Source organism: Kitasatospora fiedleri (assembly GCF_948472415.1).
Lineage (GTDB): Bacteria > Actinomycetota > Actinomycetes > Streptomycetales > Streptomycetaceae > Kitasatospora > Kitasatospora fiedleri.
This window is the reverse complement of sequence record NZ_OX419519.1, coordinates 3144637-3168756: the sequence shown is the minus strand read 5'-3', so window position 1 is coordinate 3168756 and position 24120 is coordinate 3144637. Positions and strand designations below refer to the sequence as shown.

The window sequence follows — 24120 nt, the reverse complement described above, 5'->3', positions numbered from 1 at the left end:
CGGCGCTCAGCCGGTGCCCGGTCAGCCGCCGGTCCAGGGGCCGCCGGTCCAGGGCGCGCCGCCGTTCCCGCACCAGCCGCAGCAGTGGCAACAGACACAGTACTCCTACCCGGGGCCGCCTCCGGTGCAGCCGCCGCCCGCGCCGGACTGGCAGCAACTCGCCGACGAGCGCGAGGCGCAGGCGCGCCGCAAGCGGCTGATGCTCACGCTCGGCATCGGCATCGGCGTGGTGGTGCTCGCCGCGGGCGGGGTCGCCATCGCGCTGCTGAGCCAGGGCAGCGGCGATCCGGACCCGATCGCCTCCGGCTCGGCCTCCCCCTCCGCTCCGGCCACCGGCTCCGCCAAGCCCTCGGCCTCCGGCTCCGCCAAGCCCTCGGCCAGCCCGTCGCCGGAGAAGCCGCTGCCGCCGGCGATCACCATCGACGCGCTCTTCGCCGACCAGTCGCTCAACATCGGCGGGCACAACTACGTCCGCAAGTCCACCGCCACCGACACCCCGTGCTGGAAGGCAACCGGCAACGGCCTCGGCGACGTCCTCAGCAACGCGAACTGCGACCAGCTGATGCGCGGCACCTACTACACCGGCAACACGGCGGTGACGGTGGGCGTCGCGGCCTTCAAGACCGAGGCCGACGCGGCCAAGGCGGGCGGCGGGCTCAAGGGGCAGATCCAGCCGCTGTTCGGCAAGGACGGCGTCGCCGAGTTCTGCCGCAACGTGGCCTGCGCGCTGACCAGCCGGGTCGAGGGCCGCTACCTGGTCTTCACGGTCGCCGGCCCGATCAGCGGCGGGGCCGGCGAGCAGGACCCGGTGGCCCAGAGCTCCGGCAAGGAACTCGACGGCTACTTCGACCAGTTGCTGGCCAAGGGGGCCTGACGGTCGAACGAGGGGGGACGGAACGGATGAACCGCCGATCGTGGTGCCGCGGCGCTGCGGCGCTCGTGCTGCTCGCCGCCGGGGTGTCGTGCTCGGCGCAGTCCGACGGCACCGGCCCGGCCGGCGCGCTGTTCGGCGAGGAGGCGGACCGGTCCACGTCCCCGGCGGCCACCGCCCCGCCGCCGTCCCCCGCGGCGCCCGTCCCGCCCACCAAGGACGAGCTGCTCCGCTCCGCCGGCGTGTACTTCGGGGTGAGCACCTACCAGACGCCGCTGGCCGCCGAGACCGACGCGGTCGCGGCGGCGGCCGGCCGGCGGCCGACGATGCTCCAGTACTTCCTGGACTGGCGCAAGGAGTTCGATCCGGCGACGGTGCGGGAGGTCTACCGCCAGGGCGCGGTGCCGATGCTCACCTGGGAGCCCGGCGACGCCCCGTACGAGGCCGACCAGTCCTGGTACGCGACCCGCCGGATCGCCGACGGCGAGTTCGACGCCTACATCACCCGCTTCGCCCGCGGGGTGCGCGACCAGGGGTGGCCGGTGGTGCTGCGGTTCGCGCACGAGATGAACGGCGACTGGTACCCGTGGGCGGCGAACGTGAACGGCAACCGGCCGGGCGACTACGCGGCGGCCTGGCGGCACGTGCACGACGTCTTCGCCCAGGAGCACGCGGACAACGTGATCTGGCTGTGGAGCCCGAACGTGCTGCGCGGGACCTCCGCGGACCTGCAGAGCCTCTACCCGGGCGACGCGTACGTCGACTGGCTGGGCATGGACGGCTACGGCTTCGGCGAGCGCACGGCCTCCGAGGTCCTCGACCAGACCTACGTCCGGCTGCGGGAGATCGCCGACAAGCCGGTGTTCATCTCGGAGACCGGCGCGATGCCCGACCCGGGCAAGCCCGGCTGGATCACCGACCTGTTCCGGTGGATCGCCGACCACCCGAAGGTGCCCGGCTTCGTCTGGTTCGAGCACAGCGTCGAGGAGGGCGGCCGCTACGACTACCGGTTCGCCGCCGACCCGGCCGCCCGCAAGGCGTTCGCGGACGGCCTGGCCACGCTGAAGCTGCGCGGCTGGCCCGCGACGCAGCAGCCCGCGTCCTGACGCCCCCTCCGACGCGCGCCGTCCTGGCACGCGCCGCCCTGACGCCCCGTCCGGCCGCCGCTCAGAGCTTGCGCAGCAGCGCCCGGCGGACCTTGTGGTCCGGCCCCTTCTGGAGCACCAGGGTGGCCCGGCCGCGGGTGGGCAGGACGTTCTCCAGCAGGTTGGGCTTGTTGATGGTCCGCCAGACCTGGCGGCCGTAGTCCATCGCCTCCTCCTCGGGCACCTCGGTGAAGCGCCGGAAGTAGGAGTTCGGGTCCTGGAAGGCGGTCCGCCGCAGCTTGCGGAAGCGGTCCAGGTACCAGGCCTCGATGTCGTCGGTGCGGGCGTCGACGTAGATCGAGAAGTCGAAGTAGTCGGCGACGGCCATCCTGGTCCGGCCGTCGGTGCCGGGCAGGGCCGGCTGGAGCACGTTCAGGCCCTCGACGATCAGGATGTCGGGGCGCTCCACCACCAGCCGCTCGCCCGGCACGATGTCGTACACCAGGTGGGAGTAGACCGGCGCGGTGACCCGGTCCTTGCCGGCCTTCACGTCGGCGACGAAGCGCATCAGCGCCCGCCGGTCGTACGACTCGGGGAAGCCCTTGCGGGCCATCAGGCCGCGCCGGCGCAGCTCCGCGTTGGGCAGCAGGAAGCCGTCGGTGGTGACCAGTTCGACCCGGGGGTGCTCGGGCCAGCGGGCCAGCAGCGCCTGGAGCAGGCGGGCGGTGGTGGACTTGCCGACCGCGACGGAGCCGGCCACGCCGATGATGAACGGGGTGCGCACCCGTTCGGTGTCGGGCGTGTCCAGGAAGCTCCCGATGGCGCCGCGCAGCTCGTGGGTGGCGTGCACGTAGAGGTTGAGCAGCCGGGACAGCGGCAGGTAGACGTCCCGGACCTCGTCGAGGTCCAGGGCGGTGCCGAGTCCGCGCAGGCGCTCGACCTCCTCGGCGGTCAGCGGCAGGGGGGTGCGCTCGCGCAGCGCGCTCCACTCGGCGCGGTCCAGATCCACGTACGGGGAGGGAGTGGGCGCGGGCGGCGCACCCTTCGTACAGAGTTCGGTCAGCACGGTGTCCATTGTGGGCCGTGTGCGGGTCGACGGGTGTTGTGGTGTCGGTCACCCGGTGCGTTCACCCGGTGCGGCCGCCCCGCGCGGTCACCTGGCGCGGTCACCCGGTGTGGTCATCCGGCGCACCGGGGGCCGAACGTCCGCACTTATGCTGGCGCACATGTGCGGAATTGTTGGATATACCGGGCCTCAGGAGGCCCTCGACGTAGTGATCGCAGGTCTGCGGAGGCTGGAGTACCGGGGCTACGACTCGGCCGGCGTCGCGGTGCAGACCGCAGGAGCCGACGGGCAGTGGCTCCTGTCCACCGACAAGCGGGCCGGGAAGCTCGTCAACCTCGAGAAGTCGCTGGCCGAAACCCCTCTCCCGGCCGGCACCACGGGCATCGGACACACCCGGTGGGCCACCCACGGCGGCCCCACCGACGCCAACGCCCACCCCCACCTGGACGACCACCGCAAGGTCGCGGTGGTCCACAACGGCATCATCGAGAACTTCGCCCGGCTGCGCGCCGACCTCACCGACCGGGGCCACACCCTCCGCTCCGAGACCGACACCGAGGTCGTCGCCCACCTGCTCGCCGAGGCCTACGACGGCGACCTGGCCGAGGCCATGCGCGCCGTCTGCCGCCAGCTCGACGGCGCCTTCACCCTGGTCGCGGTGCATGCCGACGCCCCCGGCACGGTGGTCGGCGCCCGCCGCAACTCGCCGCTGGTGGTCGGCGTCGGCGACGGCGAGAACTTCCTCGCCTCGGACGTCGCCGCGTTCATCGCGCACACCCGCGAGGCGATCGAGCTCGGCCAGGACCAGGTCGTCGAGCTGCGCCCCGAGGGCGTCACGGTGACCAACTTCGACGGCACCCCCGCCGAGGTCCGCGAGTACCACGTGGACTGGGACGCCTCGGCCGCCGAGAAGGGCGGCTACGACTACTTCATGCTCAAGGAGATCGCCGAGCAGCCGAAGGCCGTCGCCGACACCCTGCTCGGCCGGATCGGCACCGACGGCCGGCTCACCCTCGACGAGCTGCGCATCCCCGACCAGGTGCTGCGCGAGGTTGACAAGGTGGTGATCGTCGCCTGCGGCACCGCGTTCCACGCCGGCATGATCGCCAAGTACGCGATCGAGCACTGGACCCGGGTCCCCTGCGAGGTCGAGGTCGCCAGCGAGTTCCGCTACCGCGACCCGATCATGGACGACCGCACCCTGGTGATCGCCATCTCGCAGTCCGGCGAGACCATGGACACCCTGATGGCGCTGCGGCACGCCCGCGAGCAGGGCGCCAAGGTGCTGGCGATCTGCAACACCAACGGCTCGACCATCCCGCGCGAGTCCGACGCCGTGCTCTACACCCACGCCGGCCCCGAGGTCGCGGTCGCCTCCACCAAGGCGTTCCTGACCCAGCTGGTCGCCTGCTACCTGGTCGCCCTCTACCTGGGCCAGGTGCGCGGCACCAAGTGGGGCGACGAGATCTCCTCCGTCATCCGCGAGCTCGGCGACGCCCCCCGGCAGGTCGAGCAGGTGCTCGGCACCATGGAGCCCGTCCGGGCGCTGGCCCGCTCGCTGGCCGACGCCCGCTCGGTGCTCTTCCTCGGCCGGCACGTCGGCTACCCGGTGGCCCTGGAGGGCGCGCTCAAGCTCAAGGAGCTCGCCTACATGCACGCCGAGGGCTTCGCGGCCGGCGAGCTCAAGCACGGCCCGATCGCCCTGATCGAGGAGGGCCTGCCGGTGGTCGTGGTGGTGCCCTCGCCGCGCGGCCGCTCGATCCTGCACGACAAGATCGTCTCCAACATCCAGGAGATCCGGGCCCGCGGCGCGCGCACCATCGTGATCGCCGAGGAGGGCGACGAGGCCGTCGTCCCCTACGCCGACCACCTGATCCGCATCCCGGTCACCCCGACCCTGCTCCAGCCCCTGGTCTCCACCGTCCCGCTCCAGGTCTTCGCCTGCGAGCTGGCCACCGCCAAGGGCCACGAGGTCGACCAGCCGCGCAACCTGGCCAAGTCCGTCACGGTCGAGTAGCGCGCGTATCGTCCGTGCCGGTGTAGAGCGCTCTATGCCGGCACGGACGAAGGAGCGGGACGTGATCATCGGGGTCGGCATCGACGTGGCGGACATCGGGCGGTTCGGGGAGTCCCTGGAACGCACCCCCGGGCTGGCCGAACGCCTCTTCACCCCCGCCGAACTGACCCTCCCCTCCGGACAGCGCCGCGGCACGGCCTCGCTGGCGGCCCGGTTCGCCGCGAAGGAGGCGGTCGCCAAGGCCCTCGGCGCGCCCCCCGGCCTGCGCTGGGAGGACGCCGAGGTCCGGGTCGAGGCGTCCGGCCGCCCGCTGCTGCACGTCACCGGCACCGTCGAGGCCCGCGCCGCCGCCCTCGGCGTGACCTCCTGGCACCTCTCCCTCAGCCATGACGCGGGCGTCGCCTCGGCGGTCGTCATCGCCGAGGGCTGAGGACGCCGGAGCCGGGGAAGGAGCGGCAGGCCGCCACCCGGGGGCAGGGTGGGAACGGCGGGCCCCGCACCGGGGGCCCGACCCCTCCCGGGCCGCCCGCCGCGAACGCCGAGAACCGCCGAGAACCGCCGAGCAGGGGAGCTCCCATGCGCCACGCCCACACCGTCGAGCAGGTCCGTTCCGCCGAGGCCGCCCGGATGGCCGAACTGCCGGAGGGCACCCTGATGCAGCGGGCCGCGGCCGGGCTGGCCGCGGTCTGCGCGGGGCTGCTGCCCCGGGTGTACGCGAGCCGGGTGCTGGTGCTGGCCGGCTCCGGGGACAACGGCGGCGACGCGCTGTACGCGGGCGCCCGGCTGGCCCGCCGGGGCGCCCGGGTGGAGGCGCTGCTGCTCGACCCGGCCAAGGCGCACGCCGGGGGGCTGGCCGCCCTGCTGGCGGCCGGCGGCCGGACCACCGCCGACCCGGACGCGTTCACCCGGGCCGACCTGGTGCTGGACGGCGTCGTCGGCATCGGCGGCCGCGGCCCGCTGCGCCCGGCCGCCGCCCCGTTCGCCGCGCTGCCGCGCCGCGGCCGGGTGGTCGCCGTGGACGTCCCCTCCGGCGTCGACCCCGACAGCGGCGAGGTCGCCGGGCCCGCGCTCCGCGCCGACGTCACGGTCTGCTTCGGCACCCACAAGCCCGGCCTCTTGATCGACCCCGGCGCGCGGTACGCGGGCGTCGTCCACCTGGTCGACCTCGGGCTCGACCTGCCGCCCGCCCCCGTCGAGGCGCTCCAGCACGCCGACGCGGCCGCGCTGCTGCCCGCCCCCGGCGCGGAGAGCGACAAGTACCGGCGCGGCGTGGTGGGCGTCGCCGCCGGGTCCGCCCGCTACCCGGGCGCGGCCGTGCTGGCCGTCACCGGGGCGCTGTACGGCGGGGCCGGCGCGGTCCGCTACACCGGGCACGCGGCGGCGGAGGTGGTCCGCCGCCACCCCGAGACGCTCGTCACCGAGGACGGCCCGGCCCGCGCCGGGCGGGTGCAGAGCTGGGTGGTCGGCCCGGGCGGCGGCCAGGACGCCGAGCGCGCGCTGCGCGAGGCGCTGGACACCGAGGTGCCCGTCCTGGTCGACGCCGACGCGCTCACCGAACTCGCCCGGCTCGGCCCGTCCGTCCTGGCCGGCCGCCCCGCGCCCGTCCTGCTCACCCCGCACGCCGGGGAGGCCGCCCGGCTGCTCGCGGGCGTCGACGAGTCCGCCGACGCCGAGCAGGTCGCCGCCGGCCGGCTCCGGGCGGCCCGGCTGCTCGCCGCCCGCTACGGGGCGACCGTGCTGCTCAAGGGCTCCACCACGGTGGTCGCCGACCCGGACGGCCGGGCCCGGGTCAACTCCACCGGCACCGGCTGGCTCGGCACCGCCGGCAGCGGCGACGTCCTCTCCGGCCTGACCGGCTCGCTGCTCGCCACCGGGCTCGCCCCGCTGGACGCCGGGTCCGCCGCCGCCTACCTGCACGGCCTGGCCGGCCGCCGCGCGGCGGGCCCCGGCGCCCCGATCACCGCCGTCGACCTCGCCGCGGCCCTGCACCCGGCCTGGGCCTCCCTCGTCGAGTAGCCCGCGGGCAGGAGGGCCCCGGCGGGCCCCGGCCGCGTTCCGGACCCGCCGTCGCCCGGGCCCCTGACGGGGCTTTCCGCCGCGGTCTGGGAGACTGATACGCGATGACGACTGCGAACACCGCCGGGACGCCCGCGCTGACCCAGGGGGCGCGGGCCGAGGCGACCATCGACCTGGCCGCGCTGCGCGACAACCTGGCCGCGCTGCGCGCCCGCACGGCCGGGCCCGAGCTGATGGCCGTGGTCAAGGCGGACGCCTACGGCCACGGCGCGCTGCGGTGCGCCCGGGAGGCGGTCGCGGCCGGCGCGGGCTGGCTGGGCACCGCCACCCCGGAGGAGGCGCTCGCGCTGCGGGCCGCCGGGATCGGCCCCGAGCAGGCCCGCATCCTGTGCTGGCTGTGGACGCCGGGCGGCCCGTGGGCCCGGGCGCTGCGCGAGTCGGTGGACGTCTCGGTGAGCGGCCAGTGGGCGCTGGACGAGCTGCTGGCGGCCGTCCGGGAGACCGGCGTCCCGGCCCGGGTGCACCTGAAGGCCGACACCGGGCTGGGCCGCAACGGCTGCCAGCCGCGCGACTGGCCGGACCTGGTGGAGAACGCGGTGAAGGCGCAGGCCGAGGGCCTGCTGCGGGTGGTCGGCGTCTGGTCGCACTTCGCGGCGGCCGACGAGCCCGGCCACCCCTCGATCCAGGCCCAGCTCGACCTGTTCGCCCAGGTCCTGGCGTTCGCCGAGCGGGCCGGCGTCGACCCCGAGGTGCGGCACATCGCCAACTCCCCGGCGACGCTGCTGCTGCCGCAGTCGCACTACGACCTGGTCCGGCCGGGCCTGGCCATGTACGGCCTGTCGCCCGTCCCGGAGGTCGGCGGGCCCGCCGACTTCGGCCTGCGGCCGGTGATGTCGCTGTCGGCCCGGCTCGCGCTGGTCAAGCACGTGCCCGGCGGCCACGGCGTCTCGTACGGGCACCACTACACGACGCCGGGCCCGACCACGCTCGGCCTGGTCCCGCTCGGCTACGGGGACGGCGTGCCGCGGCACGCCAGCAACACCGGGCCGGTGCAGATCGGCACCACCCGCTACCGGGTGGCCGGGCGGGTCGCGATGGACCAGTTCGTCGTCGACCTCGGCGGGGACACCCCGGAGACCGGCGCGGAGGTCCTGCTGTTCGGGGCCGGCGACCGGGGCGAGCCCACCGCCGAGGACTGGGCGGTGGCCTGCGACACCATCGCGTACGAGATCATCACCCGGATCGGGGGCCGGGTCGCCCGACGCTACGTCGGCGGACTGCGGGGGTGAGCGGTGGCTGAGGAGTCCTCTTCCGGCGGGGTGTCCCGGGCCGGGCTGATCGGCATATCGCTGGGCGTGCTGGCCGCCGGGGCCGCCGCCGGGGTGGCCGTGGAGCGGCTGACGGTCGGGCGGGCGATGCGCCGGCGGGCCCGCGAGGAGCTCGACGCCGCCGCCGCCTTCGGCTCGCTGCGCGGCACCGCCACCACCGTGCCCGCCGCCGACGGCACCGGGCTGTACGTCGAGGTCGACGAGGCCCCGGCGGGCGGCGGGCCGACCGTGGTGTTCTGCCACGGCTACTGCCTCAACCAGGACGGCTGGCACTTCCAGCGGGCCGCGCTGCGCGGCGCGCTGCGCACCGTGTTCTGGGACCAGCGCAGCCACGGCCGCTCCGAGCGCTCCCGCTCGTACGCGGGCGGCGAACCGGCCTCGATCGACCAGCTCGGCGCGGACCTGGAGGCGGTGCTGGACGCGGTCGTCCCCGAGGGGCCGATCGTGCTGGTCGGGCACTCGATGGGCGGCATGACCGTGATGGCGCTGGCCGACCGGCGCCCCGAGCTGTTCGGCCCGGGCGGCCGGGTGGCCGGCGTCGCGCTGATCGGCACCCTGGCGGGCGACTGGGACGCGGTGCCGCTGGGCCTGCCCGCGGTCGGCGCCAAGGTGGTCAAGCGGGTCGTGCCCGGGGTGATACGGCTGCTGGGCCGCCAGGTCGAGCTGGTCGAGGCCACCCGGCGCTGGGGCGCCGACCTGGCCGCGGTCTTCTACCGGCGGTTCTCGTTCGGGAGCCGGGACGTCGACCCGGCGGTCGCCCGGTTCGCCGAGCAGCTGCTGGACGCCACCCCCATCGACGTGGTCGCCGAGTTCTACCCGACCTTCTCGGCGCACGACAAGCGCGCCGCGCTGGCCGCCCTGGACGGCCTGCCCGTCCTGGTGCTGGCCGGCACCAAGGACCTGCTGACCCCGCCCGAGTACTCGGAGGCGATCGCCGCCGCGCTGCCCGGCGCCCGGCTGGTGCTGGTGCCGGACGCCGGGCACCTGGTGATGCTGGAAGACCCCGGCACCGTCGACCGGGAGCTGGCCGCGCTGCTGGAGCGGGCCGCCGAGCGGGCCGGGACGGGCCCGCTGCCGGAGGCGCTGCGGGAGCTGGCCCGGGAGCGGCCGGAGGGCTGAGCGGCGGGCGCCGCGCGGTGTGGCACCTTAGGGGTGGCCGCATCGATCGAAGAAGGACGCCATGGGTTCGCAGACCACTCTGACCGTCGACACCGCGGAGCGGATGACCGGCCTCGGCCGGCGGCTCGCCGCGCTCCTGCGCCCCGGTGACCTGGTCCTGCTGTCGGGGGAACTGGGGGCGGGCAAGACCACGCTGACCCGCGGCCTGGGCGAGGGCCTGGGCGTGCGCGGCGCGGTCACCTCGCCGACCTTCGTGATCGCCCGGGTGCACCCCTCGCTGACCGGCGGCCCCGCGCTGGTGCACGTGGACGCGTACCGGCTGGGCGGCGGCCTGGACGAGATGGAGGACCTCGACCTGGACGTGTCGCTGCCCGAGTCGGTGGTCGTCGTCGAGTGGGGCGAGGGCAAGGTCGAGCGGCTGTCCGAGGACCGGCTGGAGATCCGGATCGAGCGGACCCTGGGCGGCGAGGCGGCGGACGCGCTGGGGGAGTCGGACGGGCGGCGGGTCACCCTGACCGGACTGGGCGGCCGCTGGGACGCCGCGGACCTCACCGGTTTGGGTGAGAACTGAGCCGGGTTTCCGACAGCGCGTCGGGAAACGGTTGCGGCGCACCGCGCGGGCGTGATGGGATGGCGTCAGCAGGTTAGGTATGCCTAACTAGGGAGGCGCCCCATGGTGAGCACACCCCCCAGGACCACCGAGGACCGTTCCGCCGCCCCGGCCGCCGCGCCGGAGCGCACCGCCGAGGCACCGGCCGCCCCGGCCGCCGGAGCCACCGCCGCCGGGGCACCGGCCGCCGCGCCGGTGCCGATGCGCGCCCTGCTGGCGGCCTGCCGGGCCGCCGAGGCCGTCTCCACCCCGCCGGAGCGCCGCGCCGCCTGACCGGCCGCGGCCGGTCAGGCGACCACGACCACCCGGGTGCCGTTCGGCGCGAAGTCCCACAGCGCCTGGCCGTCCGCCCGGGACGCCCGGATGCCGCCGGTCCTGGTCGTCGGGTCCACCGAGGGGGCCGGCGCCTTCTCGTCCACCAGCGCGCTGAACCCGAACACCGTGCCGGACTGCTGGGCGAACCGCACCACGTGCTCGATCTGCCGCCCGTCCGTGCCGGTGCCCGAAGCGGTGCGGCTGGTGACGGTGTAGGTGCCCGCCGCGGGCAGCGTGTTGCCCGGCACCACCTTGAACGCGGCCACCACCGGGTCCGGCTTCTTCGGGTCGACCAGCCAGACCTGCTGCGCCTGCAGCGCGAGCACCACCCGCAGGCCCGAACCGGACTCGGCAGGCAGCGGCGGCACGCTCGGCCGGGCGCTCTCCGGGGCGGAGGCCGACGGGGCGGCGCTCGACGCGGACGGCGCCGCCGCGACCGCGCGCGAGGCCGCGCCGTTCGCCTGGAAGGCCAGCAGCCCGATCACCGCCACGGCCCCCAGGGTCAGCCCGCCGACCACCGCACCAGGACCCAGCTTCGCCACGTCAGCTCCTCAACGCTCCGCGTCTCACCTTCGGGAAGGCCCATCGTGCCAGGTGCGGCGCGCGGTTCCGGACTCCTGGCGATCGTGTGTTCCCGACCGGTCCGGGGCGGTGCGGGCCCGCGCGCCGAACCCTCTAACCTTGGACCCGTGCTCCTCCTCGCCTTCGACACCGCCACCCCCGCCGTCACCGCCGCCGTCCACGACGGCGAGCGGGTGCTCGCCGAGTCCTACGAGGTCGACGCCCGCCGGCACGGCGAGCTGCTGCTGCCCACCATCGCGGCCGTGCTGCGCGCCGCCGGCGCGGACAAGCGCGACCTGACCCACCTGGCGGTGGGCGTCGGCCCCGGCCCGTACACCGGCCTGCGGGTCGGCCTGGTCACCGCCGCCGCCCTCGGCGACGCGCTCGGCCTGCCCGTGCACGGCGTCTGCACCCTCGACGCGATCGCCCACCAGGCGCGCGCCGAGGGCCTGGCGGGGGCGTTCGCGGTGGCCACCGACGCCCGGCGCAAGGAGGTCTACTGGGCCTCCTACGACGCCGACGGCGCCCGGGTGGGCGGCCCCGCGGTGGACCGCCCGGCCGAGATCGACCCCGGCCCGCGGACGGTCGGCGCGGGCGCCCTGCTGTACGCGCTGCCCGCGGCGAGCGGCCCCGAGCACGTCTCGGCGGGCGCGCTGGCCGACTTCGCGGTCCGCGAGCTGGCCGCCGGCCGGGAGCTGCTGCCGAACGCGCCGCTGTACCTGCGGCGGCCGGACGCCCAGGTCCCCGCCGGGTACAAGGCGGTGCTTCCGGCGTGAGTCGCGTGCGCCGCCCGGGGAGCCACGGCTCGCCGTCCGCGGACCCGGCCGGCCGTGCCCTGCCGCTTCGCGCGGTTCCCCGCGCCCCTGGCGCGGCGCGGAAGGCGGGGACGGCAGCGGTTCGCCGCGCTTTCGCCGGGGCGGTCGGCCGACGTGGCTAGGTACGTGCTGCGGCCGATGCGGTGGTGGGACATCGAGCCCGTCATGGTGCTGGAGCACCGGCTGTTCCCCGAGGACGCCTGGTCGCGCGGGATGTACTGGTCGGAGCTGGCGGAGGCGTTCCCCGGCGGGAGCCGGCACTACGTGGTGGCCGTCGACGGCGGCGGCGCGCCGGTCGGCTACGCCGGGCTGATGGCGGTCGGCCCGGACAGCGACGTGCAGACCATCGCGGTGGACTCCGAGCACCAGGGGGCGGGGCTCGGGGCGCTGCTGCTGGCGGAGCTGGTCGAGGAGTCGGTCCGGCGCGGCTGCGCCGAACTGCTGCTGGAGGTGCGGGTGGACAACCTGCGCGCGCAGCGGCTGTACGAGCGGTTCGGGTTCGAGCCGGTCGGCATCCGGCGGGGCTACTACCAGCCGGCCAACGTGGACGCACTGGTGATGCGTCTGGACCACCTGGCAAGCGACGCAAGTGAAGCAAGCGATCTGAAGGATCATCACAATGGCTGACGAACCCCTCGTCCTCGGCATCGAGACCTCCTGCGACGAGACCGGCGTCGGCATCGTCCGCGGCACCACCCTGCTGGCCGACGCGGTCGCCTCCAGCGTCAACGACCACGCCCGGTACGGCGGCGTCGTCCCGGAGATCGCCAGCCGGGCGCACCTGGAGGCGATGGTGCCGACCATCCGGCGGGCGCTGGACACCGCCGGGGTGAAGGCGAGCGACCTGGACGGCATCGCCGTCACCGCCGGGCCGGGCCTGGCGGGCGCGCTGCTGGTCGGCGTGAGCGCGGCCAAGGCGTACGCGTGGGCGCTGGACAAGCCGCTGTACGGCGTCAACCACCTGGCCTCGCACATCTGCGTGGACCAGCTGGAGCACGGCCGGCTGCCGGAGCCGACGATGGCGCTGCTGGTCTCCGGCGGGCACTCCTCGCTGCTGCTCAGCGGCGACATCACCGCCGACGTGCGGCCGTTGGGCGCGACCATCGACGACGCGGCCGGCGAGGCGTTCGACAAGGTGGCTCGGGTGCTCGGGCTGGGCTTCCCGGGCGGGCCGGTGGTGGACCGGATGGCCCGGGAGGGCGACGGCGCGGCGATCGCCTTCCCGCGCGGGCTGAACAACGCGGGCGACCCCGCGTACGACTTCTCGTTCTCCGGGCTGAAGACCGCCGTGGCGCGCTGGGTGGAGGCCCGGCGGCGGGCCGGCGAGCCGGTGCCGGTGGCGGACGTCGCGGCGTCCTTCCAGGAGGCGGTGACCGACGTGCTGACCCGCAAGGCGGTCCGGGCCTGCAAGGACAACGACGTCGACCACCTGATGATCGGCGGCGGCGTGGCCGCCAACTCCCGGCTGCGCGAGATGGCGCAGCAGCGCTGCGACCGGGCGGGCATCGTGCTGCGGGTGCCGCGGCCGGGTCTGTGCACCGACAACGGCGCGATGGTGGCGGCGCTCGGCGCCGAGATGGTGCGGCGCAATCGCACCCCGTCCTCCCTCGACCTGTCGGCGGACTCCTCGCTGCCGGTCACCGAGACGCACGTGCCGGGCGAGCACGGCGGCTTCCACGCGCACGCGCACGAGGCGCTGAAGTGACCCTGGCGGCCATGTGGGAGGCCCGGGCGGCGGCCGGCCGGGGGGCCGAACTGCACGCCTGGGCCCGGGAGTCCGCGCTGCCCGCGGTGCGCGGCGCGGCCGGCCTGGAGCGGGTCGAGCTGTTCACCGCGCCGGGCGAGCGGGTGCTGCTGATCGCGCTGTGGACGGGCGAGCCGCGGCCGGTGCCGGAACCGCCCGCGCACCTGCTGGCCCGCCCGGTGCACCGCTGGACCTTCACCCGCACGGACGTGGGGTAGCAACCGGGCATACAAACCTGATCGTCCTATGATCGACACCCGTGTCGAGGACGAGCGGGGGGCAACCGGTGAAGCAGCGGGTACGGGTCGGGTACGGGGCGGGCGCCCTCGCGGTACTGCTGGCGGCGAGCGGGTGCGGCAACGGCTCCGGGGCGGCCGACCGGCCCCCCGTCCCGGCCGCGCCGACCGCCGCCTCCGGCACCCCGGCCCCCTCCGGCACCGGCACCCCGTCGGCCCCCGCGCAGGACGCGGTGCCCGAGGCCGCCTGGGCCAAGTGGGGCCTCAAGCCGCTGCCCAAGGCGCCCGCGCCGCCCGCCGACCGGCCGATCAAGCTCACCAGGTCCGGCCAGGTGCCGGTGTTCAGCGAAGTCCCGACCACCGACAAGGTCGTCTTCATCACCCTCGACGACGGGGCCGAGAAGGACCCGAAGTTCGTCGAGATGCTCACCGAACTCAAGGTCCCGGTCACGATGTTCCTCACCAAGGACATCGTCAAGAACGACTACGCCTACTTCACACCGCTCCAGGCGCTCGGCAACAGCATCCAGAACCACACCGTCAGCCACCCGGTGATGAGCAAGCTCGGCCCCGCCCAGCAGAAGGCCCAGATCTGCGACGACCAGGCCGCCCTCACCGAGCAGTACGGCACCGCCCCCTACCTGTTCCGCCCGCCCTACGGCGACGGCGCGAACACCCCCGCCCTGAACACCGCCGTCCAGGAGTGCGGGCCGCGCGCCGTCGTGCTCTGGCGGGAGTCCATGCAGATCCACGACATGCAGTACCAGGCCGCCGACAAGAAGCTCCGCAACGGCGACATCATCCTGGCCCACTTCCGCGGCCCCTCCGAGCTCAAGGGCGAGACCATGACCGGGATGTTCGGCGAACTGCTCGCCCGGATCCAGGAGCAGGGCTTCGCGGTCGCCCGCCTCGACGACTACCTGGCCCGGCCGACCGGCTGACCCAGCATCATCACCGGCCCGGCCGCCGTCCGGGCCACGATCACCGTCACCGCGTTCGGCCCGGCCGGCTTCAGCTGCCGCCGCAGCTCCTCCGGCACCACCGACGCCCCGCGCTTCTTGACCACCACGGTGCCGATCCGGCGCTCCCGCACCAGCGCCCGCAACCGCTTGACCTGGAACGGCAGCACGTCGGTCAGCTCGTACGCCTGCGCGTACGGCGTCGGGCGCAGCTCGTCCGAGGTGACGTACGCGATCATCGGGTCGATCAGCCGGCCGCCTGTCAGCTCCGCCACCTCCGCGACCATCCGGCCCCGGATCACCGCCCCGTCCGGCTCGTACAGGTAGCGGCCCACCGGGCCCACCGGCGGGTCCGGCAGCGCGCCGCCGGACAGCGAGTGCGGGCCCGGCAGCAGCGTCGCCCGGTACGGCTCGGCGGCGGCCGTGCCGAACCACAGCACCGCCTCCTTCACCTCGCCGCGGTCCGACACCCACTCCGCCTCGGCGCCCGCCGGCACCAGCTCGTGCGGGATGCCCGGCGCCACCTTCAACGCCCCGAACGGGGTGCGTCGGGCCGCCTCCACCGCCCAGGACAGCGGCGGCGAGTACGCCTCCGGGTCGAACACCCGGCCCTTCGAGGTGCGCCGCGCCGGGTCGGTGAACACCGCGTCGAAGCCCGCGGCGTCGACGTCCGCGACGTCCGCGCGGCGCACCTCGACCAGCTCCGCCACGCCCAGCGCCGCCGCGTTCGCCCGCGCCACCTCGCAGGTCAGCTCGTCCCGGTCCACCGCCAGCACCGCGATCCCGGCCCGGGCCAGCGCGATCGCGTCCCCGCCGATCCCGCAGCACAGGTCGGCCAGCCGCCGCACCCCCAGCGCCGCGAACCGCCCCGCCCGCCACTCGGCGACCGACCGCCTGGTCGCCTGCTCCACCCCGTGCTGGGTGAAGTACATCGACGCGGCGTCCGCCCCGAACTTCGCCTCCGCCCGCTGCCGCAGCCGGGCCTGCTCGAACGCCGCCCGCACCAGCTCCGCCGGGTACTCCCGCCGCAGCCTGGTCGCCAGCGCCAGCTCCCCGGCCGCCGTGAACCCCCGCAACTCGGCCAGCAGCGCCTGCCCCTGCTCGGTCAGCAGCGCCCGGAACGACTCGATCTCCACCGCACCATTGTCACGGCTCCGGTCAGCGCGCCAGTACCGCGAGCACGGCCGCCGCCAGCGCGGGCCCGGCCAGCCCCACCACCACCGGCGCGATCCGGTAGCCCCGCCGGGCGGTCACCACCACCGACACCGCCGGCACCCCCAGCCCCAGCGCCGCCACCGCGCCGCACAGCAGCACCGCCAGGCCCGCCCCGCCCCCGCGCTCCCCGGCCCCGCCCAGCGCGAACACCAGCACCATGACCGCGTAGGGCACCGCGCACAGCAGCGGCACCGCCAGCGCCAGCAGCCACACCGCGTGCCACACGTCCCGCCCGGTGGACGGGCGCTTCTTCGTCATGCCCCCATCGTGGCAAGGGAATTCGCGCGCCGCCTGAGTACCCGTACTCGGAACCGACCGGGTCGAACGGAAACTCGGGCCCGACTCCGTTGGCACTCTGGTTGACTGAGTGCTAACCGCGTCCTAAGGTCGTACCTGGCACTCCCCCCAGGGAGAGTGCTAACGCGATGAAGCGTGTCCGACCCCCGCGACGGCGGCCGCGCGCAATCGCCACCTACCTGTTAGACAACCCCGTAATCTCCGAAGGGGAGCTCGGACGTGACCACCAGCAGCAAGGTTGCCATCAAGCCGCTCGAGGACCGCATCGTGGTCCAGCCGCTCGACGCCGAGACCACCACCGCCTCCGGCCTGGTGATCCCGGACACCGCCAAGGAGAAGCCCCAGGAGGGCGTCGTCCTGGCCGTCGGCCCGGGCCGCTTCGAGGACGGTCAGCGTCTGCCGCTCGACGTCGCCGTCGGTGACATCGTCCTGTACTCGAAGTACGGCGGCACCGAGGTGAAGTACCAGGGCGAGGAGTACCTCGTCCTCTCGGCCCGCGACGTCCTCGCGATCATCGAGAAGTAAAGACGTCCGACCAGTAGACGTCCCAGCCCGCCCCGGATCCGTGTCGCACTGACAGGGGCCCGGGGCGCGGTTGTTGCTCCACGTACGCAGACCTACCCCTGAGGAAACGGGATCATGGCGAAGACCCTGCAGTTCGACGAGGACGCCCGCCGCTCGCTGGAGCGCGGCGTCAACAAGCTGGCCGACACCGTCAAGGTGACCATCGGCCCCAAGGGCCGCAACGTCGTCATCGACAAGAAGTTCGGCGCCCCCACCATCACCAACGACGGTGTGACCATCGCCCGCGAGGTCGAGCTCGACGACCCGTACGAGAACCTCGGCGCGCAGCTGGTCAAGGAGGTCGCCACCAAGACCAACGACGTCGCGGGCGACGGCACCACCACCGCCACCGTGCTCGCCCAGGCCCTGGTCAACGAGGGCCTGCGCAACGTCGCCGCGGGCGCCGGCCCGGCCGCCCTGAAGAAGGGCATCGACAAGGCCGTCGCCGCCGTCTCCGAGCACCTGCTCTCGGTGGCCCGCGAGATCGAGGGCAAGGACGACATCGCCGCCGTCGCCTCCCTCTCCGCCCAGGACACCCAGGTCGGCGAGCTGATCGCCGAGGCGATCGACAAGGTCGGCAAGGACGGTGTGATCACCGTCGAGGAGTCCAACACCTTCGGCGTCGAGCTCGAGTTCACCGAGGGCATGCAGTTCGACAAGGGCTACCTGTCCCCGTACTTCGTCACCGACGCGGAGCGCCAGGAAGCCGTCCTGGAGGACCCGTACGTCCTGATCAACCAGGGCAAGATCTCCTCCATCCAGGAGCTCCTGCCGCTGCTGGAGAAGGTCCTGCAGGCCGGCGGCTCCCGCCCGCTGCTGATCATCGCCGAGGACGTCGACGGCGAGGCCCTCTCCACCCTGGTGGTCAACAAGATCCGCGGCACCTTCAACGCGGTCGCGGTCAAGGCCCCCGGCTTCGGCGACCGCCGCAAGGCCATCCTCGGCGACATCGCCACCCTCACCGGCGGCCAGGTCGTCTCCGAGGAGGTCGGCCTCAAGCTCGACCAGGTCGGCCTGGAGGTGCTCGGCAGCGCCCGCCGGATCACCGTCACCAAGGACGAGACCATCCTCGTCGACGGCGCCGGCGACTCCGCCGAGGTCGCGGGCCGGGTCGCCCAGATCAAGGCCGAGATCGCCAACACCGACTCCGACTGGGACCGCGAGAAGCTCCAGGAGCGCCTCGCCAAGCTGGCCGGCGGCGTCTGCGTGATCAAGGTCGGCGCGGCCACCGAGGTCGAGCTCAAGGAGCGCAAGCACCGTCTGGAGGACGCCATCTCCGCGACCCGCGCCGCGGTCGAGGAGGGCATCGTGGCCGGCGGTGGCGCCTCGCTGGTGCACGCCGCGAAGGTCCTGGAGGGCGGCCTCGGCCTGTCCGGCGACGAGGCCACCGGTGTCGCCGTGGTCCGCAAGGCGCTCGTCGAGCCGCTGCGCTGGATCGCCCAGAACGCCGGCCTGGAGGGCTACGTCATCACCTCCAAGGTCGCCGACCTGGAGCCCGGCCAGGGCTACAACGCCGCCACCGGCGAGTACGGCGACCTGGTCAAGGCCGGCGTCATCGACCCGGTCAAGGTCACCCGCTCCGCCCTGGAGAACGCCGCCTCCATCGCCTCCCTGCTGCTCACCACCGAGACCCTCGTGGTGGAGAAGAAGGAAGAGGAAGAGGGCGCCGGCCACGGCCACTCGCACGGCGGCCACGGCCACAGCCACTGAGGCACCGAGCGCCGGCCGCCGAGGCGGCGCAGCGAAAGCAGGGGCGCGAGGAACCGCGCGACCGGCCCCGCACCCCCGTGGTGCGCGGCCCGGACCGCCGGGGCCTCGCGCCCCTGCTTTCGCGTTCCCGGCGCACTTTCCGCCTCCCCTACAGTGGACGGCGTGATCGAAGCCCGCCACCTCCGCGTCCTGCACGCCGTCGCCCGGACCGGGTCGTTCTCCGCCGCGGCGCGGGAGCTGGGGTGCACGCAGCCCGCGGTGAGCCAGCAGATGAAGGCGCTGGAGAAGGCGGTGGACACCCCGCTGGTGGTGCGGTCGGGGCGGGAGATGCAGCTGAGCGAGGCCGGGCGGGTGCTGCTGCGGCACGCGGACGGCATCCTGGCGGGGCTGTCGGCCGCCGAGGAGGAGGTCGCGGCGATCGCCGGGCTGCGGGCGGGGCGGGTGCGGCTGGTCTCGTTCCCGACGGCCAGTTCGACGTTGGTGCCGCGGTCGGTGGCGCAGGTGCGGGCGGCCCACCCGGGGGTGCGGGTCTCGCTGGTGGAGGCGGAGCCGACCCAGGCGCTGGCGATGCTGCGCGGCGGCGAGTGCGAGGTCGCGCTGGCCTTCCGCTACCCGGACTCGCAGGGCGGGCTGAGCCTGCCGTCCCCGCACGCGACGCTGCGCGAGGCGCGGGCCGAGGCGGCGCTGGAGGCGGCGGCGACGGCGGCCGCGAACGACTGGTCCGAGCTGGTGGTGCGCCCGCTGCTGGACGATCCGCTGGTGGGCCTCGTCCCGGCGGGCCACCCGCTGGCGGGCCGGGGCGAGGGCGACCCGGTGGACCTGGCGGAGCTGGCGGCCGAGCAGTGGATCGCGGGCTGCCCGCAGTGCCGGGGCCACCTGGTGGAGCTGTGCGCGGACGCGGGCTTCGCGCCGGCCATCGAGTTCGCCACGGACGACTACCCGGCGGTGGTGGGCCTGGTCGGCGCGGGCCTGGGGGTGGCGGTGCTGCCGGGGCTGGCGCTGGAGTCGGTGCGGCACCCGGGGGCGGCGGCCGTGCCGGTGCGGGTGGCCTCGGGCGAGCCGGCCCGGCGCGAGGTGGTGGCGCTGACCCTGCCGGACCTGGCGGAGGTCCCGGCGGTGGCGCTGATGCTGGACCAGCTCGCGGCGTCGGCCGCGGCCCGCTGAGCGCGGCGCCGACCGGGGACGGGCGGGCGACGCGTCCGGGTGGCGCGGCCGGGGACGCGGGCCGCGGCGGCGGGGACGGCCGCTGCGGTGCGGAGGACCGGCGTGGGGACCGGCGGGGGAGCGGCGACGGACCGGGACCGGCGAGGCCGGCGGCGGATCAGCGGCGGATGGTCTGCGGCATCGCCAGCGGGACCTCGGCCAGCCGGTTGCGGGAGCGGCCGAGCAGCTCCTCGCGCTCGTCCTCGGTCATGCCGCCCCAGACCCCGTAGGGCTCGCGGACGGCGAGGGCGTGGGCCGCGCACTTGACGCGCACCGGGCAGCGCATGCAGACCTCCTTGGCGCTCGTCTCGCGGGAGGTCCGGGCCGCGCCGCGTTCGCCCTCGGGGTGGAAGAACAGTGAGCTGTCGACGCCGCGGCAGGCGGCGGAGAGCTGCCAGTCCCAGAGGTCTGCGTTGGGGCCGGGGAGGCGGGAGAAATCTGCCATGGCTCATTCCCTTCATGGCTCGGGACCCGGCGGCCGGCCGCGACTGTCGCGGCGAGGCGGCACCGGGCCGGTACGGACACCTGGAAATATGACTTACGCCCACTACACCGACAAGTCACCCACAGTCCGACGAATCAGTCAATGACCTGACAGAAGCTATAAAAAAGGACAAAAGGGGCAAGAGGTTTGAACCCGGATGCTGCACCGATCGGGTGTCCCGCCGGGCGCGGACCGCCTCCGGAGGGCGCGCGCGGCGCGGGCACCGCGCGCGAGCTGCACAAAAGTGCGGCGTGTGCACCGCGAGGTGGCTCTTGCGTGATGGGTTGGCCACGTACAGTGGTGGAGATGGAGGTGAAGCCGTAACTCATTCGAGTGACGGTCGTTGGATGTGCGGAGGCGGTCAGAGGGCGCAGGACATCGGGAACGGTCGCGCAGCGAGGCGATCGGAACGGGTCCGTCCCGGGGCCGTGTCGGAGAGGTTCGTACCAGCCAGGAGGCTCAACGTGACGCGGATCTGCTGCGGAGGACGACGGTCATGACATCCGTACTCGTCTGCGACGATTCCCCGCTCGCCCGGGAGGCGCTTCGCCGCGCGGTGGCGACCGTGCCCGGCGTGGACCGGGTGACCACTGCGACGAACGGTGAGGAGGTCCTCCGCCGCTGGGTGGCCGACCGTTCCGATCTCGTTCTGATGGACGTCCGGATGCCCGGCCTCGGCGGGGTGGAGACGGTCCGCCGGCTGCTGTCGGCCGACCCGGGCGCCCGGATCATCATGCTCACCGTCGCCGAGGACCTGGACGGCGTGGCCCTCGCGGTCGCCGCCGGGGCCCGCGGCTACCTGCACAAGGACGCCTCGCGCGCCGAGCTGCGGGCCACCGTCACCCAGGCGCTGGCCGACCCGACCTGGCGCCTGGCGCCGCGCCGGCTCCGCAGCCCGGACATGGGCGCCGCGCCCACTCTGACGGCCCGTGAGATCCAGGTGCTGGAGGGGATGAGCCACGGCCGTTCCAACGCCGAGATCGGCCGCGAGCTGTTCCTGTCCGAGGACACCGTGAAGACGCACGCCAGGCGGCTGTTCAAGAAGTTGGGCGCCTCGGACCGCGCGCACGCGGTGGCGCTGGGCTTCCGTTGGGGCCTGGTCCGCTGAGCGGACGCGCGAACTGCGCTCGCTCGGACGTGTGACGTTGTGGTCCCGAGGCTGCACCATGGAGTAGTGGAGCACCTCGGGGACCAGCGGACAGGCAGGGGAGGCGGCACGGTGCACGCGGCGACGGATAACGTTCCGATGCACAAGTCCGGACGCGGTGCCGCGTTTTCCGGCCCGACCAGGCACCATGGACCGATGCGTGACGACGAGGAGGCCGCCGGGCCCGACCCGGTGCAGCCCGCCCCCGGGGGTGCGGCTGCCGATCCGTCGTCGGCACCGGGCGGTCCGGTGACCGGGTCCGACGGCCCGTCGGGCGCGGCGGCCCGCCCGCCCGTGCTCGGCGCGGGGACGTCGCCCGAGGTGGCCGAACTGGTCGCGGCGGCGGTCCGCGGCGACGGCCCGGCGATCGAGGCGCTGCTCGGCTACGTGCTCCCGCTGGCGCTGCGCTACTGCCGCGGCCGGCTGGTCCGGCTGCCCGGCGGGGCCCGGCACCACGTGGACGACGTGGCCCAGGAGGTGTGCGTCGCGGTGCTCTGCGCGCTGCCCCGCTACCGGGACACCGGGCGCCCGTTCGAGGCCTTCGTGTACGGGATCGCCGCGCACAAGATCGCCGATCTCCAGCGGGCCGCGATGCGCGGGCCCGGCTCGACGGTGATCCCGCCGGACGACCTGCCGGAGACGCCGGACGACTCGCTCGGCCCGGAGGAACGGGCGCTGCTCTCCAGCGACGCCGCGTGGATCAAGGAACTGCTGTCCTACCTGCCGGCCCGCCAGCGCGAGCTGGTGCTGCTGCGGGTGGCGGACGGGCTGTCGGCGGAGGAGACCGGCGAGGTGCTCGGGATGTCCCCGGGCGCGGTGCGGGTGGCCCAGCACCGGGCGCTGTCCCGGCTGCGGGCGCTGGCGGAGGAGAGCGGCTGAACCCCGGCCGGTCCTTCCGGTCCTCCTCCCGGCCCGTCGGCCGGTTCCCCGTCCGCGCTGCTGGACGCGCGTGGACCGCGCGTGGACCGCGCGGAATGAAGCGCGGCCGGGCGGGCGTTGTCAAGAGGGCGCGACGACCCACCCCGCGTCACCAGTACCATGGGGTATCGGCGCCTGGTCGGGTCGCCAAAGTTTCTCCGGTGCGCGCGGGGTCCCTTCGGAGGTTCCTCCAGCGCGCCGGGCGTCTTGGCGGCCGGTGACAGCCGGGCGCCCGTGCGCAGAACGACGGCCCGCCACGGAAGGTTCCCCATGTCTTACAACGCCGCCGGCGTACCCGAGAAGTTCGCGATGCTCGGACTCACGTACGACGACGTCCTGCTGCTTCCCGGGGCCTCCGAGGTGCTGCCCAACCAGGTCGACACCTCCTCGCGGATCTCCCGGAACGTGCGGGTCAACATCCCGCTGCTGTCCGCGGCGATGGACAAGGTCACCGAGTCCCGGATGGCGATCGCGATGGCCCGCCAGGGCGGCGTCGGCGTCCTGCACCGCAACCTCTCGATCGAGGACCAGGTCAACCAGGTCGACCTGGTGAAGCGGTCCGAGTCCGGCATGGTCACCGACCCGATCACGGTCGGCCCGGAGGCGACGCTGGCCGAGGCGGACGCGCTGTGCGCCCGGTTCCGGATCTCCGGCGTGCCGGTGGCCACGGCCGAGGGCAAGCTGCTGGGCATCGTCACCAACCGCGACATGGCCTTCGAGACCGACCGCAGCCGCAAGGTCGCCGACATCATGACGCCGATGCCGCTGATCACCGGCAAGGTCGGCATCTCCGGCGAGGACGCGGTCGCGCTGCTGCGCCGCCACAAGATCGAGAAGCTGCCGCTGGTCGACGACGAGGGCCGGATCAAGGGCCTGATCACCGTCAAGGACTTCGTCAAGGCCGAGAAGTACCCGAACGCCGCCAAGGACGCCGAGGGCCGGCTGCTGGTGGGCGCCGCCGTCGGCGCCTCCGCCGAGGCCTTCGAGCGCGCCCAGGCGCTGGTCGGCGCCGGCGTGGACTTCCTGGTCGTCGACACCTCGCACGGGCACTCGCACAACGCGCTGTCCTGGATCTCCAAGATCAAGTCCGCCGTGCCGGTGGACGTGGTCGGCGGCAACGTCGCCACCCGGGACGGCGCGCAGGCGCTGCTGGACGCCGGCGTGGACGGCGTGAAGGTCGGCGTCGGCCCCGGCTCGATCTGCACCACCCGCGTGGTCGCAGGCGTCGGCGTCCCGCAGGTCACCGCGATCTACGAGGCCGCGCAGGCCTGCCAGGACGCGGGCGTCCCGATCATCGGCGACGGCGGCCTCCAGTACTCCGGCGACATCGGCAAGGCGCTGTGCGCCGGCGCCGACACCGTGATGCTCGGCTCGCTGCTGGCCGGCTGCGAGGAGTCGCCCGGCGAGCTGCTCTTCATCAACGGCAAGCAGTTCAAGTCGTACCGCGGCATGGGCTCGCTGGGCGCGATGCAGACCCGCGGCCAGGCGAAGTCCTTCTCCAAGGACCGCTACTTCCAGGCCGAGGTCTCCTCGGACGAGAAGCTGATCGCCGAGGGTATCGAGGGCCAGGTGCCCTACCGCGGCCCGCTGTCCGCGGTGCTGTTCCAGCTGGTCGGCGGCCTGCGGCAGACCATGGGGTACGTGGGCGCGGCGAGCATCGAGGAGATGCAGACCAAGGGCCGGTTCGTCCGGATCACCTCCGCGGGCCTCAAGGAGAGCCACCCGCACGACATCCAGATGACCGTCGAGGCGCCGAACTACAACACGCGCTGAGACGCCTCCGCCGTACGGGAACCGCCCGGGCCGCCGCTGACGCGGCCCGGGCGGTTCCCTGCCGTCC

25 protein-coding genes are annotated in these 24120 nt (G+C 74.6%); 20 read left to right on the top strand and 5 right to left on the bottom strand.

Annotation, left to right across the window (positions count from 1 at the left end):
* Window positions 1-124 precede the first annotated feature (124 nt).
* Together QMQ26_RS14520 and QMQ26_RS14515 are read left to right on the top strand one after the other, a co-directional pair.
* Window positions 125-874 carry a P-loop NTPase family protein gene (locus tag QMQ26_RS14520; protein ID WP_282205967.1) on the top strand — a complete coding sequence of 250 codons (750 nt, stop codon included), beginning with the start codon at window positions 125-127 and terminating at the stop codon, window positions 872-874.
* Window positions 875-900: 26 nt separating this feature from the next.
* Window positions 901-1977, top strand: a complete 1077-nt coding sequence (locus QMQ26_RS14515) for a glycoside hydrolase family 26 protein (protein ID WP_159073178.1) — start codon at window positions 901-903, stop codon at window positions 1975-1977.
* A 61-nt stretch (window positions 1978-2038) separates the two neighbouring features.
* Here QMQ26_RS14515 and coaA read toward each other — a convergent pair whose 3' ends face one another.
* Window positions 2039-3031, bottom strand: a complete 993-nt coding sequence (gene coaA / locus QMQ26_RS14510; protein WP_100837847.1) for a type I pantothenate kinase — start codon at window positions 3029-3031, stop codon at window positions 2039-2041.
* A gap of 151 nt (window positions 3032-3182) precedes the next feature.
* Between coaA and glmS the strand changes: the two genes are divergently transcribed.
* The 7 genes from glmS to QMQ26_RS14475 all read left to right on the top strand — a co-directional run bounded on the left by glmS (window position 3183) and on the right by QMQ26_RS14475 (window position 10385).
* Window positions 3183-5039: a glutamine--fructose-6-phosphate transaminase (isomerizing) gene (gene glmS / locus QMQ26_RS14505; RefSeq protein WP_282206521.1), complete on the top strand. Its 1857-nt coding sequence runs from the start codon at window positions 3183-3185 to the stop codon at window positions 5037-5039.
* 61 nt (window positions 5040-5100) lie between these two features.
* Complete coding sequence (locus QMQ26_RS14500) at window positions 5101-5469, top strand: holo-ACP synthase (protein WP_111554936.1); 369 nt, start codon at window positions 5101-5103, stop codon at window positions 5467-5469.
* A gap of 146 nt (window positions 5470-5615) precedes the next feature.
* The gene (locus tag QMQ26_RS14495) at window positions 5616-7055 is read left to right on the top strand and encodes an NAD(P)H-hydrate dehydratase (RefSeq protein WP_282205966.1); all 1440 of its coding nucleotides are present in this window, start codon (window positions 5616-5618) and stop codon (window positions 7053-7055) included.
* 104 nt (window positions 7056-7159) lie between these two features.
* The gene (gene alr, locus QMQ26_RS14490) at window positions 7160-8344 is read left to right on the top strand and encodes an alanine racemase (protein ID WP_282205965.1); all 1185 of its coding nucleotides are present in this window, start codon (window positions 7160-7162) and stop codon (window positions 8342-8344) included.
* 3 nt (window positions 8345-8347) lie between these two features.
* Entirely contained in the window at window positions 8348-9502 is a 1155-nt protein-coding gene (locus tag QMQ26_RS14485; RefSeq protein ID WP_100837851.1) for an alpha/beta fold hydrolase, read from the top strand.
* A gap of 61 nt (window positions 9503-9563) precedes the next feature.
* Entirely contained in the window at window positions 9564-10073 is a 510-nt protein-coding gene (gene tsaE, locus QMQ26_RS14480; protein WP_100837852.1) for a tRNA (adenosine(37)-N6)-threonylcarbamoyltransferase complex ATPase subunit type 1 TsaE, read from the top strand.
* 102 nt (window positions 10074-10175) lie between these two features.
* Window positions 10176-10385 carry a hypothetical protein gene (locus QMQ26_RS14475; RefSeq protein ID WP_282205964.1) on the top strand — a complete coding sequence of 70 codons (210 nt, stop codon included), beginning with the start codon at window positions 10176-10178 and terminating at the stop codon, window positions 10383-10385.
* A gap of 14 nt (window positions 10386-10399) precedes the next feature.
* Here the strand turns inward: QMQ26_RS14475 and QMQ26_RS14470 are convergent, their stop codons facing one another.
* A complete protein-coding gene (locus QMQ26_RS14470; protein ID WP_282205963.1) occupies window positions 10400-10969 on the bottom strand; it encodes a L,D-transpeptidase in 570 nt (189 codons plus the stop codon).
* A gap of 147 nt (window positions 10970-11116) precedes the next feature.
* On the opposite strand from QMQ26_RS14470, the gene tsaB reads away from it, so the two are divergent.
* The 5 genes from tsaB (at window position 11117) to QMQ26_RS14445 (ending at window position 14724) form a co-directional block, all read left to right on the top strand.
* Window positions 11117-11764 (top strand): tRNA (adenosine(37)-N6)-threonylcarbamoyltransferase complex dimerization subunit type 1 TsaB, encoded by a 648-nt coding sequence (gene tsaB / locus QMQ26_RS14465; RefSeq protein WP_282205962.1) that lies wholly within the window; start codon window positions 11117-11119, stop codon window positions 11762-11764.
* A 177-nt stretch (window positions 11765-11941) separates the two neighbouring features.
* Window positions 11942-12430, top strand: a complete 489-nt coding sequence (gene rimI / locus QMQ26_RS14460) for a ribosomal protein S18-alanine N-acetyltransferase (RefSeq protein ID WP_100837855.1) — start codon at window positions 11942-11944, stop codon at window positions 12428-12430.
* Window positions 12423-13508 (top strand): tRNA (adenosine(37)-N6)-threonylcarbamoyltransferase complex transferase subunit TsaD, encoded by a 1086-nt coding sequence (gene tsaD / locus QMQ26_RS14455; protein ID WP_111554944.1) that lies wholly within the window; start codon window positions 12423-12425, stop codon window positions 13506-13508. Before rimI ends, tsaD begins: the two co-directional genes overlap by 8 nt.
* Entirely contained in the window at window positions 13505-13765 is a 261-nt protein-coding gene (locus QMQ26_RS14450) for a hypothetical protein (protein WP_282205961.1), read from the top strand. Before tsaD ends, QMQ26_RS14450 begins: the two co-directional genes overlap by 4 nt.
* Before the next feature lie 68 nt (window positions 13766-13833).
* Window positions 13834-14724 carry a polysaccharide deacetylase family protein gene (locus tag QMQ26_RS14445; RefSeq protein WP_282205960.1) on the top strand — a complete coding sequence of 297 codons (891 nt, stop codon included), beginning with the start codon at window positions 13834-13836 and terminating at the stop codon, window positions 14722-14724.
* On the opposite strand, the gene QMQ26_RS14440 is transcribed toward QMQ26_RS14445, so the two are convergent.
* Together QMQ26_RS14440 and QMQ26_RS14435 are read right to left on the bottom strand one after the other, a co-directional pair.
* Entirely contained in the window at window positions 14700-15878 is a 1179-nt protein-coding gene (locus tag QMQ26_RS14440) for a class I SAM-dependent methyltransferase (protein ID WP_100837859.1), read from the bottom strand. The genes QMQ26_RS14445 and QMQ26_RS14440 overlap by 25 nt on opposite strands.
* Before the next feature lie 22 nt (window positions 15879-15900).
* Complete coding sequence (locus tag QMQ26_RS14435; RefSeq protein ID WP_282205959.1) at window positions 15901-16215, bottom strand: hypothetical protein; 315 nt, start codon at window positions 16213-16215, stop codon at window positions 15901-15903.
* A gap of 258 nt (window positions 16216-16473) precedes the next feature.
* Between QMQ26_RS14435 and groES the strand changes: the two genes are divergently transcribed.
* The 3 genes from groES to QMQ26_RS14420 all read left to right on the top strand — a co-directional run bounded on the left by groES (window position 16474) and on the right by QMQ26_RS14420 (window position 19692).
* Window positions 16474-16779, top strand: a complete 306-nt coding sequence (gene groES / locus QMQ26_RS14430; RefSeq protein WP_014136232.1) for a co-chaperone GroES — start codon at window positions 16474-16476, stop codon at window positions 16777-16779.
* Between the two features lie 114 nt (window positions 16780-16893).
* Window positions 16894-18528, top strand: coding sequence for a chaperonin GroEL (gene groL / locus QMQ26_RS14425; protein WP_282205958.1), 1635 nt, complete (start codon window positions 16894-16896; stop codon window positions 18526-18528).
* 162 nt (window positions 18529-18690) lie between these two features.
* Window positions 18691-19692 (top strand): LysR family transcriptional regulator, encoded by a 1002-nt coding sequence (locus QMQ26_RS14420; RefSeq protein WP_100837862.1) that lies wholly within the window; start codon window positions 18691-18693, stop codon window positions 19690-19692.
* A gap of 157 nt (window positions 19693-19849) precedes the next feature.
* On the opposite strand, the gene QMQ26_RS14415 is transcribed toward QMQ26_RS14420, so the two are convergent.
* Window positions 19850-20176, bottom strand: a complete 327-nt coding sequence (locus tag QMQ26_RS14415) for a WhiB family transcriptional regulator (protein ID WP_111554951.1) — start codon at window positions 20174-20176, stop codon at window positions 19850-19852.
* A 535-nt stretch (window positions 20177-20711) separates the two neighbouring features.
* Here QMQ26_RS14415 and QMQ26_RS14410 point away from each other — a divergent pair.
* The 3 genes from QMQ26_RS14410 to guaB all read left to right on the top strand — a co-directional run bounded on the left by QMQ26_RS14410 (window position 20712) and on the right by guaB (window position 24053).
* Window positions 20712-21323: a response regulator transcription factor gene (locus QMQ26_RS14410; protein ID WP_014136228.1), complete on the top strand. Its 612-nt coding sequence runs from the start codon at window positions 20712-20714 to the stop codon at window positions 21321-21323.
* A 195-nt stretch (window positions 21324-21518) separates the two neighbouring features.
* Window positions 21519-22241: an RNA polymerase sigma factor ShbA gene (gene shbA / locus QMQ26_RS14405; protein ID WP_282205957.1), complete on the top strand. Its 723-nt coding sequence runs from the start codon at window positions 21519-21521 to the stop codon at window positions 22239-22241.
* A 309-nt stretch (window positions 22242-22550) separates the two neighbouring features.
* Window positions 22551-24053 carry an IMP dehydrogenase gene (gene guaB / locus QMQ26_RS14400; RefSeq protein ID WP_100837865.1) on the top strand — a complete coding sequence of 501 codons (1503 nt, stop codon included), beginning with the start codon at window positions 22551-22553 and terminating at the stop codon, window positions 24051-24053.
* Window positions 24054-24120 lie beyond the last annotated feature (67 nt).

What these genes read in the sequence shown, in the direction of transcription:
- QMQ26_RS14515 (WP_159073178.1), top strand. Translation starts at nt 901, where the DNA reads ATGAACCGCCGATCGTGGTGCCGCGGCGCTGCGGCGCTCGTGCTGCTC.
- coaA (WP_100837847.1), bottom strand. Translation starts at nt 3,031, where the DNA reads ATGGACACCGTGCTGACCGAACTCTGTACGAAGGGTGCGCCGCCCGCG.
- glmS (WP_282206521.1), top strand. Translation starts at nt 3,183, where the DNA reads ATGTGCGGAATTGTTGGATATACCGGGCCTCAGGAGGCCCTCGACGTA.
- QMQ26_RS14495 (WP_282205966.1), top strand. Translation starts at nt 5,616, where the DNA reads ATGCGCCACGCCCACACCGTCGAGCAGGTCCGTTCCGCCGAGGCCGCC.
- alr (WP_282205965.1), top strand. Translation starts at nt 7,160, where the DNA reads ATGACGACTGCGAACACCGCCGGGACGCCCGCGCTGACCCAGGGGGCG.
- tsaE (WP_100837852.1), top strand. Translation starts at nt 9,564, where the DNA reads ATGGGTTCGCAGACCACTCTGACCGTCGACACCGCGGAGCGGATGACC.
- QMQ26_RS14475 (WP_282205964.1), top strand. Translation starts at nt 10,176, where the DNA reads ATGGTGAGCACACCCCCCAGGACCACCGAGGACCGTTCCGCCGCCCCG.
- rimI (WP_100837855.1), top strand. Translation starts at nt 11,942, where the DNA reads ATGCGGTGGTGGGACATCGAGCCCGTCATGGTGCTGGAGCACCGGCTG.
- tsaD (WP_111554944.1), top strand. Translation starts at nt 12,423, where the DNA reads ATGGCTGACGAACCCCTCGTCCTCGGCATCGAGACCTCCTGCGACGAG.
- QMQ26_RS14435 (WP_282205959.1), bottom strand. Translation starts at nt 16,215, where the DNA reads ATGACGAAGAAGCGCCCGTCCACCGGGCGGGACGTGTGGCACGCGGTG.
- groL (WP_282205958.1), top strand. Translation starts at nt 16,894, where the DNA reads ATGGCGAAGACCCTGCAGTTCGACGAGGACGCCCGCCGCTCGCTGGAG.
- QMQ26_RS14415 (WP_111554951.1), bottom strand. Translation starts at nt 20,176, where the DNA reads ATGGCAGATTTCTCCCGCCTCCCCGGCCCCAACGCAGACCTCTGGGAC.
- QMQ26_RS14410 (WP_014136228.1), top strand. Translation starts at nt 20,712, where the DNA reads ATGACATCCGTACTCGTCTGCGACGATTCCCCGCTCGCCCGGGAGGCG.
- shbA (WP_282205957.1), top strand. Translation starts at nt 21,519, where the DNA reads ATGCGTGACGACGAGGAGGCCGCCGGGCCCGACCCGGTGCAGCCCGCC.
- guaB (WP_100837865.1), top strand. Translation starts at nt 22,551, where the DNA reads ATGTCTTACAACGCCGCCGGCGTACCCGAGAAGTTCGCGATGCTCGGA.